Raw genomic sequence first — 14,334 nt, 5'->3', positions numbered from 1 at the left:
AAAATGAAACCAGTGCGTGCAATTAATTAAAAACACAATCTAGCCTTGTGAACTTTAAAAATTAATCCACAAAGAGATGAATGAAACAATGATTTAAATCCGTAAAAAACAAACTCTCAAAAACGAGCTTTAGAAAACATCAAATATTATATTAGATAATATCAATACAGTATCAAAAAGGATCACGTAACGCATACCGGTCTGCTGAACGCTTAAAAAGCCGATAAAAGCGAAGCACTCTATCGCATCAGTAGCAGCATAAATTTTAAGAAAATTCGCTTTAGCGGAGAAAAGTGCTCTCATACACAAAACAAACTATGTTTTTTTTGCTCAATCAAGAAGACGAAAATCTTTTAAAGACAACACAAGTTGTTACAAAGAAAAAAGGCAGCACAATGTGCTGCCTTTTCTAAAAAGGTACATAGTGTACCTTATATTAAAACTGGTAACGTATTCCTCCGGAAAAACTTGTTCCCGAAAAACCAGCCTTATTAAGCTTATGTTGATAGAGAATATCAGCATGCAGAGAGAACTGTGGCAACAATTTGGCATTAAAACCTAATCCAGCCTCTAGAGAAGAACCAAAAGCTCCTAACTTGAAAGCATCATTGAAATGCACAGACTGTTTTCCTTCAAAACCATGAGCAAGATAAAGCTTACCATAGAAAGCAATAGCATTCACGCCTTCAGAACCTGTAGGAATCTTGGTTAAGCGTCCACCAACACGTGCTACCCACTGATTAAGGTTACCCATTTCAATATTAAAATTGTCGATATCACGGGCCTTATTAAACTGGAGATGTTGATACACAACCTGAACCTGCGGATCAAAGACAAAGCCCTTATATCCTGTCATAATTGTCTGACCACCAGCTAAAGAAACACTCAAAGGATTACCTTTTAATGTTGCTGTTTTACCCCGTGCAAGGGTGAGAACATCACCTTTGAACAGACCATAGGATAAAAGACCGTCGACATAGAAGCCAACATTATGCTGCATGCTACCATATACCGTAACAGTCCATTTATCAAATGCACTCTTCTGGCTTTGCTCAACATTCACAGGCTGCAGAGAAAGTTTTCCATAAGTTCCCATAACGCCAAAGGATATAGCACTATCAGCATTTTCAATAGTTTGCAGCAAAACACCTGCCTCTACACCATTATAACTAAGATCACCTCCGTAACCATATTCAAGTGCGGACAGATCTGAAGCATAACGGTAACTTCCACCATAGCCGCGCAAGTATAAAGCGGGATTTTCACGAACCTCTACCATTCCTGTAGAAGTCATCCGCAACGTCTCCAATTGCTTATTTTGATTGCTAATATCCATTAAACCAGCGTGGAATACACTATTAGGCAAGCTGAGATAAGTTGGAACCTGTGGAACAACAGACCTTACAAATTGTTCAGGAAGGGCAGCAGATCCAACAGACTTAACATACTGATTTTCTAAACGGAAATTCCAAAATTCTCCACCATCCTTAACAAATTTCTGCTGAACATGCTCCTGTTTCGAAGTCGCTTCTGGAGCATAAGCACGAAGGGTGTATTTGTAAGGTGAGTTTCTCAGTGCAACATAATTGCCATCGAGTTGGAAAGAGTCTTTCTTCGCTTGACCATAGACCTGAATAATTGAAACAGTATGAGCAATCTTGGCATTCGCTTTACCATCTCCTACATTGCCCGCATCACCTCGTACATGTATTTTTGTTTTTCCAGAAACATCACCATGAATGACAAGCCGATCAGTGACTTGCTGATCACTCCGATCACGAGGATTTAAACGTGCATTGAGATGAATTACAGCATTACCCTGTGCCGCATAAACAGTTCCTTTCCCATTTCCAATATGGAGAGTCTGATATTTTCCTTCAGATTCCGAAGGTGCAAAATCAATAGCACTATTTACAAGACTTACAGAAGAAATGCATGAATCCACACATCCTGAATCTAGAGCCCCCAAATTCCTCTGTGCACTTCTTTTTAGAATCCACTGTGAATTATTAGCCAAGTCTAATTTTGCATAAGAATTTTTATCAACGCGAACACCGCCTGTAACAATAGAATTATCAACTGAAACCAATATGTTCGAATCATTCTCAGCTTTTAATAACAAGTCACCAGCAAGAGTTGTTTTATTTTCTAATGAAACACGACCACCAGAATTATTACCATAGATAGCTATACCATTTGCAACTTCAAAATCAGTTTTTTTCAACGAAACTGTCCCTGTTATGCCTATAGGCGTTTTTTCCTGTTTGGACACAGTACTCCGCTTAACAACATTTGTTTTCTCAGTTGTTAAATCCTGACTTCGATTTTGTTGACTCGCTTCCTTCTGTGTTCCCCCATCAAAATATATGCCGTAGACTCCGTCACCTTCCACTTTAACAGTAGAAGACTCGATATTTACGTGATTCATAGTAGGACGAACGTCAGAAGATCTCCTTCTCCTGGAAGAGCCGGTCTCAACCACATTATCATCAGACTTTATAATCCACAAACCATGAGCATCAGTAACAACATTTCCATTCTTAAAATCAACAGAAGCATTATCACTCACCAAAAAAGCTGCACGTCCAAATTTCTCTGTAGAATTCGACTTTCCTGCTTCCTTTTTCGCAGTAATATTAACTTTGTTTAATCTTACACGTCCCCCAGCTTCTGATCTCACAGCCACTCCATTTGTCAGCATAACCGTTCCAGAGTCCATAGTTACCTCACCAGCCTGACTCGCCAAACCAGCCACAGCTAAATCCCCCGTTACGTTAATTTTCGTATCCTTTAAATTAACAGATGATCCAGAACCCGCCAAAGCGCCTACATAACGCGCATTGACTGTTCCAGCATGCATTGTAACCTTCCCGCCACTTTGCGCTTCAAGCCCAATCACAGAAGAGGTAATTGTTGATTTATTATCCAAAACAACTTCTGCCCCCTCTTCTGCAAGCACAGCACTCACGGCATATATTTCATTAAAATCAACATTATTTTTGCTATCAGAAAAATCCGCACCACTAATTGTGGCTCCCTCTAACTTAATAACCGTATCCTGATTTTTTGCATGCATAGGATGCTGAGTTTTATCACTTACCTTCAGTGTCTTCCCTGTTATTGTCCGCGATTTACCATCTCTACACAAATAAGTAGTCTGTGATCCCTTCTCACCATTATTCATATCATCACATGTAGAAGAAACCGTTTCCTTAGAAGAAACATCTCCATTACCAGTACGACTAAGCATAAGAACACGCCCAACAGCTCTAGAAGATACAGCAGATGTCTCAGAAACCACAGGAGAAGAAGCATTCGCAGAAGCCCCATTAGAAGATATAACAGCTATCTCAGAAACCACAGAAGTAGAAGGCTGCATAGCAGAAGCTCCATTAGATATAGCAGGTATCTCAGGAGCAGAAGGCTTCATAGCAGAAACTCCATTAGAAGATATAGCAGATATCTCAGAAGTAGAAGACTGCACAGCAGAAGCTCCATTAGATATAGCAGATATCTCAGAAGTAGAAGGCTTCATAGCAGAAACTCCATTAGAAGATATAACAGCTACCTCAGAAACAACAGGAACAGAAGCATTCATAGCAGCCTTCATAGCAGCAGCTGATTTTATAGGTGATGGCCTCTTAGATACAATATGATCCCCAGGTGTTACAAAAATTTCATCGGCAGATATTACAGGTCCTCTACCTGTATCAGATCTCCCACTTAAATTAACTCTTGGAGGTACTAAAGGTGCCAAATTTCTGGATAAAGAAGGAGTAACAGATGATGGAGATGGAGTAACAGGTAAAAAGGTATGCACTACAACCTCAGATGTTTCAGATTCCGTAAAATCTTCGTCATCATCATCTTCATAAAATTCGTCAGATGTTTCAGATCTCAAAAGTGAATTGCCTTGAACAGAGACTACAGATGCAGATTCCCCAGATACAGGAGGAGTTATGGATTCACTATTTACTTCACCAGCACCAGTGTCAGCATTAGTATTTATTGCAGTTTCAGTAGAAGCATTAGTAGAATCAACTGCAACAAGTGGCTTAGCCTTAAAAGTAAGTTGAAAATTAGCAGTAGCAGTATAAGCAGAAACGAGAGGTATAAAATATTCATTTTCTAAACGAAAATCCCAAACACTTCTACTATTTTTAAGTAATGTCTTATCAAAATACTGCATTTTCGGAGGAGTAGTTGGACCATAAGCACGAAGAACATACTTATAAGGTAACCCTTCTCGTGTAATATAATCACCTTTCAGCTTAAAAGAATCCCTCTCTGCATTTCCAAAAACCTGAATAATTGAAATGCTATGAGGTGTATCCTGACTTTGTGATATACCATCAGAAGTATCATTCACAACTACCATTGTTTTTCCAGAAACATCACCATGAATCAACAATCTGTCAGATATTTGAGAATTTTCTGTATTGCTAGGCATCAAATTTGCATTGAAGTAAATTGTAGCGGCAGAAGCAGCACTATAAACTGTTCCATCCCCATCTCCTATACGAAGGGTTCGATACTCAATATCTTTATTAGATGTATTTTCATTTTTCAAAGAAGTAAAAAATCTAACATTACTATCTACAAGATTCATAGACGAAAGACATGAATCTACACAACCCGTATTTGAATTTTCCAAACTATTATGCAGATTCTTTGTTAAATACCACTCTGATCCCCCAGATAGAAAAAGCCTAGCTTGAGATTTTTTATCAACGTGAGCTCCCCCCATGACGACAGAGTCTTCAACAAAAACCGACAAATGCGACCCCTCTTCAGCTTTCAACACTAAATCACCCGAAAGAGTTGAGTCATCTTTTACAACGACGTACCCATCCAAACTGTTACCATAAATGACCACACCATTAGGAACTCTGAAAACCGTATTTTTCAAAAGAACTGCATGCAAACTATCTCCATCATCTTTTATTCCACCCTCTCTCAGATTTTGACCTACATTTTGACCACTTTCTTGTCTCACACTCGTTTGATCATTTTTTCTCCTCACATTCGAAGGTATATCACCAAAAAATACACCATAAGACTTACCTTCAACTTTAACGGTTGAATTTTGAATATCAGAAACTATTAAGTTGACAACTCTAGAGTTTGCATCTGGCTCAGACGCCACCACTGCAGAATCTCCAGCGCCAGCTCCAGATGGTGCACTAGTACTTCCAGAATCTGCACCGCTTCCTAAAAAATTCTCTATAGGGAATAAAGCCTCAAAATACGCGGAACCAATATTATTAAGGACAGCGCCATCTCTAGATTCAATAGAGATGACCTCACCAACGAAAGAATCACTATTAGCGTCAGAATCCTGTTGCGTATCATTGCCATCCTCACTCTCCGCTTCTACTCTATTAGAAGCTCCAGAGATATTATTCTTAAAGCTATCACTTACCAAAAATGCAATAGTATTAGGAGCTCTAAGTTTTCCATTTTTAAAGGAAATAGTACCTCCAAGTGACAATAAACCTATATTCGTCTCCGAAGTACCAACTTCTGTAGTTTTTGGTTCCTCAGCAACATTGATAACCGTCCCGTCTAGTAGAACAGTCCCCTCTTTTGTAGAGATAACTCCTATTCCACCCTCTTTCACGGTAATTGCTCCAGACCTCATCTCGATAACGGATGGACCCAAACTAACTAAACCGATTCTTTTAACATTAATATCTACATTCTCTAAAACAATCCACCCATTATCACTAGCAAGAGCACCTATATACGCATCTCTGATTCCTCCCCCCACCATTGTGATCTTTCCAGTCTCTTCAGCCCGAAGTCCAATAAAAAAACCCTGAATATTTGAGTTTTTCAATTTAACCTCCGCACCCATATTTGAAGCAGAATCTCCGACATATACACCAACATAAAGCGGATCATGAATATATAAACTACCTATGTTCTCTATACCTACTTTATAATCCTGTATACCTACTGCAGATAAACTTTCAGAAAGTTCTTTCCCAATATTCATACTTTCAATGGATACTTCGTCCAAATTAACAACTACTTTCCCATCATCAAGGGGAGATTCCACATTTACAGCGCTCTCACCTTGATCCGCTATAATAGTCCCCCCTATTAGAGCATATACTCCGGACTGATCACAGGAAATAGATCCATATATTCGCTGATCACCATTGAGTAAATCAGCCAATCCTTTACCTGCCTCCACAGAATCTATAAATTCTAGAGCCCCAACACCATCACCAACCGGTGTAGATACACTCACACCAGGCACAAAAAGACCTGCTCTATCAGGTGTTAAAGAATTCAATACAAAACTTGATATACCTGGCATACCAATAAGACCATCTGCACTCGCTTTTTGTACTCTTAGCGCCTCTTCCCCCACTGGAAAATATGTTTCAGCTAAACTATCTTTTTTCGGAATATTAAATAATGTCCAAACATCTACATTTCTTGGAACATCTAGTAATCTAACTAACTCTCCACCTACTCCACTTGGCACACCTGCATGCCCCTCACGTGCTCTCTTCCCACTTGCTATTGCTGTTTTTGCTTCTTTTGCCTCCACATTTTCTGCTCTTGTTGCTCTTGCCTTCCTAATAGATACACCGCCTGTACCTGGAACACCTGGCATACTATTCAAAGCACCATTTGATATAGTACCTGGACCAACACCTGGAATAGCAGGCAGATTCGTTGTATCTGCCCCACTCGCAACACCTGATATAGCCTTTGGTCTTTGTTGACTTACAGTGTTTAATCCTCCTCCTGCTATATTACCTGATAATAAAGTATCTTGTACAAGAGCTAATGAGCCATCAAAGCCAGCTGGTACACCTGCTTGCGGCACATTTACTACTGTTTCCATCCTAGTAGATAAGACGCCTGAACTAGGAGTAGATAGGACACCTGAACCTGGGACCCCTGGCACAGCACCTGTACCACTCGCAACACCAGGTACTGCACCTGCACCACTCGCAACACCAGGTACTGCACCTGCACCACTCGCAACACCAGGTACTGCACCTGCAACACTCGCAACACGAACACTACTACTTGCAACATTCCGTATCATGCCAGGAACAAAAATATTATTCTTTCTAGAATGACAAGCACTAATAGGTCGAATATGATTTAAAACAGGCACAATCTGAGCCTGAGCCTGAGCCTGAGCCTGAGGCTGAGGCTGAGGCTGAGCAGGACCACTATTAACAGTATCACCGACTCTAGGTTCTGCTCTTCCAGAAACCTCCACTCCTCCGGGTGGTGTTATAGCCCCTGTGCTCGATCCGCCAATGAAAGAGGTAAATGATGATAATGATGGCAATGAAACTGAAGGAAGGTATGATGAGAACCAACCACTCCCCATAGAAACATCTACACCTTGTAAAAAGAAGAAAGCACTTGTTGTCAGTGCGTACAAACGTGTACGCTTTTTAAATACATTGATCATATGTCAAACTTTCTAAATAATGTTGCAAAAACACTAGAATTAAGTGAAAATGAGGTAAGTGAACGGTTTGTAACATATGTTAGTCAACTTTACAACATAGTGTTATTTATCAGTGCGTCATTTTGTGCATAAAAATACCAAAGTTAAGTTTTTAAGTGCACAAACCCTTGTAATATTAGATAAAAGGATAAAATCACGATGATAAAATATATGAAATGGATGACTTCTGTTTTACTGGTTGCAATTAGTTTTGCAACGATTTTGTGGACGCATACGAGTATTGCAAATACGAGTACCCAGACAAATATAACAATTGATCATGTTTCAGGCACGACTTCTGTTCCCACTTCTCCCCAAAAGGTTGTTGTGTTTGATCTTGCCTCGCTAGATAATATGAATCGCCTTGGTATCCAAGCAGTTATCGGCCTTCCTGAAGGAAAAAAACCTTCCTATCTGCAACAATTTGACGATGCAAAATATGAAAGAATTGGAACCGTTTTTGAGCCAGATTATGAAAAAATTGCCACTCTTCAACCCGATTTGATTATTATTTCCTCCAGAACTCAAGCAAAATATAAAGACTTATCCAAAATAGCCCCAACAATTGATCTAACCGTAGAAAACGAAAATTCTCTTGAAGATATAAAACGAAATGTGTCTATCCTTGGAAAAATTTTTGGTAAAACACAAGAAGCAGAAAAGGAAATTGCAAAAATCAATGAAGCTTTTGCTGAAGTCCGTAAAAATACCCAAGGAAAAGGCACCGGGCTCATACTCATGACCTCTGGTGGAAAAATCAGTGCTTTCGGACCCAAATCACGTTTCGATATTTTTCACTCCGCTTTTGGAATTGCCCCTGCAACCGATAAACTTACCGTGCAAAAACATGGACAACTCATTTCTCCTGAATTCATTCTTGAAACCAATCCTGATTGGTTGTTAGTGATTGATCGCGATGCAGCCATTGGACGGGAAGGACAATCCGCAGCACAATTGCTCAACAATGAGCTTGTTCACCGCACAACAGCAAGCAAACAAAACCAAATTATTTATTTGGACTCTTGGAGTTGGTATCGTGCAAATGGTGGTTTAACAGCACTCATTGAAACCGCACAGCAGATCAATGAAGCCTTTACAAAGAGCAAATAAGCGCACGAAAGAGCTTGCTTGCTATATAAATAAAATTTAAAAGCAGAGGTTGTTTATTAAGCAGTCTTTGCTTTTTGTATATTTTGTTAGAAAATGATTTAACGTGAAGAATTACTGGATAACCATAACACTTCTAATTTTCCTGTCTATCCTCAGCATTTTTGTTGGTTATTCTGATGTCACACCTTCTAACCTTTTTGCAGCCGATCCCCATGCGTGGCTTATTTTTTGGCAAACACGTCTTCCTCGTACCATTGCAATCCTTTTAGTAGGCGCAGCACTTGCACTTTCAGGCATGATTATGCAACTATTAACACGCAATCGCTTTGTCGAACCATCAACCACTGGAACCATTGAATCTGCTTCCCTTGGCATTCTTTTTATTATGATTTTTTGGCCCGATATTCCTGTTTTAGGAAAAATGGTCGTTGCGACAATTTTTGCCATGGTAGGCACTTTACTTTTTATGTTTTTATTGCGACGCATTCCTCTAAAATCTGCTCTCATTGTACCCCTTACAGGGATTATGCTAAGCTATATTATTGGCTCTTTAACCAATGCCATTGCAGATTATGAAATGTTACTTCCTTCTCTTCAAGCTTACTTATTTGGCAGTTTTTCGATGGTTCTTGAAGGAAAATATGAACTCTTATGGCTATCTCTTCCCCTTTGTATTCTGGCCTATTGTACTGCTGATCGCTTTACGGTTGCAAGTTTGGGAGAAGATTTAACCAATAACCTTGGATTGAATTATCGTGTTGTCATGTTTTTTGGTCTTTTTATTGTCGCCTCAATCACTGCTGTTGTTGTGTGTACCATTGGCCGTATTCCTTTTGTTGGGTTGATTATTCCAAATATTGTTTCAAGTTTCATGGGAGATAATATGCGCTATACCGCTCCTTGGGTGGCCATCAGCGGTGCAGGATTGGTCTTGATTTGTGATCTTTTAGGACGAATCATTCATCCCTCTCTTGAAATTCCCATCAGCACCATAATGGGTGTAATCGGTAGTTTTATTTTTATGATACTGCTTTTACGCTGGAGAAAGCGTCTTGGATAGAAGAAGAAAAACAATATGTGTACTAACAACACTTATCATCATAGCATGCACTGTCATTAGTCTTTACATGACGTGGAATATCAATGTTTATACATGGAAATTTCGTCTTACAAAACTTTCCTCTCTACTTCTTATTGCCTATGCAATAAGCGTTTCCACGGTTTTATTTCAAACAATCGTTAATAACCGTCTTCTTACTCCTTCAATTATGGGATTTGATCAGCTTTATATTTTAATAAAGACTGCCCTAATGTATTTTGTAGGCTCTCTTTCTTTGCCCTTTTTGAATGAAGAAGGACAGCTTGTTCTTGAAGCCCTCATTCTTATCCTTTTTTCAATAAGCCTTTTTCGCTGGCTCTTTTCAGGAAGCCTAAAAGGACTTCATTTGACGCTTTTAATCGGTGTTGTTTTAGGCGGATTTTTTTTCAGTTTACGGATGTTTATGCAATTGCAACTAAATCCAGACCAAATGATGAATTTAACCGATATTATGTTTGCAAATTTTAATAAATTCAATACACCATTAATAAGCTTTGCCACAATCATTGTCTTCATTGTGAGTCTGATTGGATGGCATTCCCGTCATCTTCTTGATATTTTGGCTTTGGGACGTGAAAATGCTCTTAATCTTGGCGTTAATTACCACAAAAGTGCGACAGCTGTCCTTATTTTTGTTTCCATTCTCGTATCCATTTCCACCGCATTAGTAGGCCCCGTCACCTTTTTTGGACTGTTAGTTGCCAACCTTTCCTATGAACTTTCTCCTCAAGCAAAACACAGTATTGTTGTTCCAATTGCAATATTATTGGCTATTATTTGTCTGGTGGGGGGACAATTTATTTTAGAACAAATTTTTCATATGGCAGGGCGTTTAAGTTTTATCATTGAGTTTTGTGGGGGAATTGTTTTCTTAATGTTACTGATGAAGGGAAAACTAAAATGATTGAGATCAATCATCTTTCCAAGGCTTACGGAACACGATTGATTATCGATAATTTATGCCTTCATCTTCCAAAAGGGGGGATTATTTCTCTGATTGGCCCCAATGGTTCGGGAAAGTCAACTCTTTTAATGCTGATAAGACGTCTTTTGCCACACCATAATGGTACAATTCATATCGACGGCTTTAATATTGATAAAATGCCCCACGATATTTTGGCTCAAAAACTCTCAATTCTGCGTCAAGAAAATCCTTTGTCTTTTCGCTTAACCGTGTACGATTTAGTAAGTTTCGGACGCTATCCTTATTCAAAAGGCTGGTATACACATGAAGATAAACAATTTATCGACAGTGCGCTACGCTATCTCGGCTTACAAGATTTAAAAGACCGTTTTTTAGATGAACTTTCTGGCGGTCAGCGTCAACGCGCTTTTATAGCCATGGTTATCTGCCAAGACACTGATTATCTTCTTTTAGATGAACCATTAAATAATCTGGATATGAAACATGCGGTTTCTATGATGAAGCAATTACGCCGCACAGCTGATGAATTGAAAAAAACCATTCTTATTGTTATGCACGATATTAATTTTGCCTCATCTTACTCAGATATGATTGTTGCATTGAAAAATGGGAAAGCGGCCTATTGTGGGACTCCAAAAGAAATTATGCAACCAGAAATTCTTAAAGACATTTATGATGTCGATATTCAAATCAAAACAATTAATGACATCCCTATCGCTCTTTATTATCGATAATCATAAAGATTTTTTGCGCTTGCATGCACTATAGAATCTACTAGGGATAGTAAAATTGGCTTATTGGGGAATAGTTTAATGGTAGAACAGCGGACTTTGACTTCGTCAATCTTGGTTCGAATCCAAGTTCCCCAGCCCGTATTTAATGATTGTAGCTTGTCATCGGGTTTTGTATAATTTGAAAGCAGATTTTGCATCAATTTATTTTTTTCAAAGGATCTTCAAAAACTTTCAAGGGTTATTTAAAATCCCTTTAATGCATATTTTCTCTTCCTCTAAAAATTGCAATTTGAGATGATAAGCTCTTGAGCCGGTGCGGATTCTTTGAACCACATGTATAAGATGTGCCAACCTCTTTTATCTTAAATTGGCTAAAGATTTTTCAGATCTGAGACACATCATTGAGAGAGAAGAATTTTTCTCTTGCGCAAGCAAAACAAACATTGTCTGGTAATCCTCTCGCAAATAAATCCTTTCCATAGTAATACACGTATATCTGGCTCTGTTTACGGGAAAGCCTTATCTAATAGCTACAAACCTATCTAAAGAGAGAATTCAAAAAAGAAAGCCGAGCCAAATGATATGACGCGGCTTTCAGATATTGATTATAAGATTCAAATGAATCATCCACAATGGAGTAATAAATTCATATATACAAAACGTATCATATTGCAAGTGCTCTATTTAGAAATATGAAAACTTATCAAAAGAAACGTAAATGATAGCTATGATTTGATATCATTCATTAGCATTATAGAATCTATAAACGCTTGGTAACTTTATCAATCCAATCAAAAGAAAATGCATCTTAAATAAATGTCTTCTCAATAAGGCTTTCATAAGTATCTTTTCATTTTGCACTCAAATGTAACTTCTTTGCAAATTAACCAGCTCAAATTTGAGTTGGCAAAATTAACCAATCCAATTTTGGAGGCGTTATCTTTAGAATAGCCATCTTTAAACATTATAGCTTTTGACTCAAAATTGAATAAAATCCCATACCTTAGATGTTACAATGGTTTTGAATTTTGCTGCCTCATCTTTTTTTCAATAGGTGCCCCCCAAATTTTGAGAGAGCTCATTTGGTTTCGTATTTTTAAACTGTAACTTTTAAAACGTTTTTTTCTCGCTTGCTTGCGTTATATCATTAAAAGGCTTTCAATTTCATAAGACATAACATTGTGATTTTCATTCTATATTGTGATGATAGTATCTATATAATGCCTGCCTATCATTTACTAACTTTTTAGTAAGTGTTTTTAAAAATGATCTTGTCTTTAAATTCTTTTATGCAATCTTTATGAACTCAATCTATAAGCTTATGATCGTTTCAAACGATTATTCCTTTTAAGGTTACACTCAAATAAAGAGCAAAACACATCCATTCTTAAACGTATACAATTTATGTTATCGATAATTCCAAACGACTGAAATTTAAAACAATGTGATTTGTGCTATAATAAAAACGTATCATAAAATTTATGAACTGTTATGAATGATAACCGCTTTTCATTTCATTTGAATGCACCTATGCGTTATAGTATTTGCATCATGATTTGCTTTTTATAGTCTATACATCCATGGCAATCTTATATAAAAAATGATCAATTCAAACATGCATAAAAGTAGGGCTTCTTAAGTGGATTCATATAAAATAATTGTACTTAATATATTGATTTTATTAGTTTTTATGTACAATGCCTTTTTAACTTCATAAAGATATCAATTTCCTTGTAAAGAATATTCCTCCCATTCCAATAAAAGACTCAATATAAGTGCGATGAGGGATAGCTTCTATGATTTTACAAGTACTGATCGCTGGCCATGCAATAACGCCGACTGATGTCCAAGCCAATTAGACCGCCTGTGGAAACAGGCAGGTTGTGGGGCTGAATATAGTGGAACAGCACCGAACGGATAAGCCACGCGTCGTAAGTAAGCCTCTTAGCTTGCATAGCTTATAGGTTTTGGAAACAGACAATTATTATAATTCAGGTATTATAATTCAGACAATTAAAGATCAGATCTCAAGCTTTTTAATCCAGTGGACAAACACGAATAATATGTCCGTCTGGATCTTTGATTAGGAAGATACGTCCAAATACATCAGTATACGGTTCCTTCAAAACATTTATCTCAACAGTGGTTTGCTCTTTCCATTCCGCATAGAGCTTATCTACGTCCTCTCCAGTAGGCAACATAATGCCGATTTCTGAAAAACGAGGTGCATTTGCCTCAGGCGTATCGCCCCCAGACCAGAGAGCAAAGAGAGCATCCCCCGAAGAAGCAAATGCAACATAGCGTGGCGAGGTAAACACAGGTTCTTTCTTGAAGATGAATTTGTAAAAAGCCGTAGAATACTCTATGTTTGAGACGTATACCAACTGTAGGTTTGGGGTAACAGGATAAGTAGGGATATTACTCATAAATTCTCCATGATTTAGTAGTAACTGCCTGACATGATACACCTATATTAGGGAATATTCCAAAAAGAGTTTATGATGCCTCCGTTCGCGGTGTGTTCTATTTGTATGTTTTTACTCGCTTATTGCTATATGCTAAAATATCGAGGACGCCCCTACTGGGATTATAATGATATCCCTATCGCTCTTTATTATCGATAATCTAAAGATTTTTTGCACTTGCCTACACTATAGAATCTGCTAGAAATGGTAAAATTGGCTTATTGGGGAATAGTTTAATGGTAGAACAGCGGACTCTGACTCCGTCAATCTTGGTTCGAATCCAAGTTCCCCAGCCAGTTTGTATGTAGCTTGCCAGCGTGTAGCTTGCCAGCAGGTTTTGTATAATTTGCCACTGTAGCTTGCCAGCAGGTTTTGTATAATTTGCCACTAGGTTTTGTACCAATTTATTTTTTTCAAAGAGTTTTTAAGGGGTTCTCAAAGGGTCTTCAAAGACCTTTCAAAGATCATTTAAAGCCTCTTTTTCTTTTCTGCTCAAAATCACAATTTGAGATGAT

The 14,334-nt window shown here is 38.0% G+C and carries 6 protein-coding genes, 2 tRNA genes and 1 pseudogene; 6 read left to right on the top strand and 3 right to left on the bottom strand.

The features are described from left to right. Positions 1–436: 436 nt before the first annotated feature. Entirely contained in the window at positions 437–7,447 is a 7,011-nt protein-coding gene (locus ACFINE_RS07925; protein WP_375621642.1) for an autotransporter outer membrane beta-barrel domain-containing protein, read from the bottom strand. A gap of 198 nt (positions 7,448–7,645) precedes the next feature. Here ACFINE_RS07925 and ACFINE_RS07920 point away from each other — a divergent pair, with 198 nt between their 5' ends. The 5 genes from ACFINE_RS07920 (at position 7,646) to ACFINE_RS07900 (ending at position 11,489) form a co-directional block, all read left to right on the top strand. Further along, a complete protein-coding gene (locus ACFINE_RS07920; RefSeq protein ID WP_375612402.1) occupies positions 7,646–8,596 on the top strand; it encodes a siderophore ABC transporter substrate-binding protein in 951 nt (316 codons plus the stop codon). A gap of 103 nt (positions 8,597–8,699) precedes the next feature. Beyond that, positions 8,700–9,656: an ABC transporter permease gene (locus ACFINE_RS07915; protein ID WP_375613670.1), complete on the top strand. Its 957-nt coding sequence runs from the start codon at positions 8,700–8,702 to the stop codon at positions 9,654–9,656. A 67-nt stretch (positions 9,657–9,723) separates the two neighbouring features. After that, the gene (locus tag ACFINE_RS07910) at positions 9,724–10,599 is read left to right on the top strand and encodes an iron chelate uptake ABC transporter family permease subunit (protein WP_375621641.1); all 876 of its coding nucleotides are present in this window, start codon (positions 9,724–9,726) and stop codon (positions 10,597–10,599) included. Beyond that, positions 10,596–11,354 (top strand): ABC transporter ATP-binding protein, encoded by a 759-nt coding sequence (locus ACFINE_RS07905; RefSeq protein WP_375621640.1) that lies wholly within the window; start codon positions 10,596–10,598, stop codon positions 11,352–11,354. Before ACFINE_RS07910 ends, ACFINE_RS07905 begins: the two co-directional genes overlap by 4 nt. 64 nt (positions 11,355–11,418) lie before the next feature. Beyond that, positions 11,419–11,489: transfer RNA gene (locus ACFINE_RS07900), tRNA-Gln, on the top strand. 1,579 nt (positions 11,490–13,068) lie between these two features. Here ACFINE_RS07900 and ACFINE_RS07895 read toward each other — a convergent pair. Then, positions 13,069–13,158 (bottom strand): annotated as a pseudogene (locus ACFINE_RS07895) (DNA adenine methylase); the annotation flags it as partial. Between the two features lie 232 nt (positions 13,159–13,390). Then, positions 13,391–13,780, bottom strand: a complete 390-nt coding sequence (locus ACFINE_RS07890) for a VOC family protein (protein WP_375621639.1) — start codon at positions 13,778–13,780, stop codon at positions 13,391–13,393. A 261-nt stretch (positions 13,781–14,041) separates the two neighbouring features. On the opposite strand from ACFINE_RS07890, the gene ACFINE_RS07885 reads away from it, so the two are divergent. Then, a tRNA-Gln gene (locus ACFINE_RS07885) sits at positions 14,042–14,115 on the top strand. Positions 14,116–14,334: the final 219 nt, after the last annotated feature.

Source organism: Bartonella sp. AA97HXZ (assembly GCF_042196985.1).
Classification (GTDB): domain Bacteria; phylum Pseudomonadota; class Alphaproteobacteria; order Rhizobiales; family Rhizobiaceae; genus Bartonella.
Note: the sequence above shows the minus strand (reverse complement) of the source record. Positions and strands in the feature narration are given on the sequence as shown.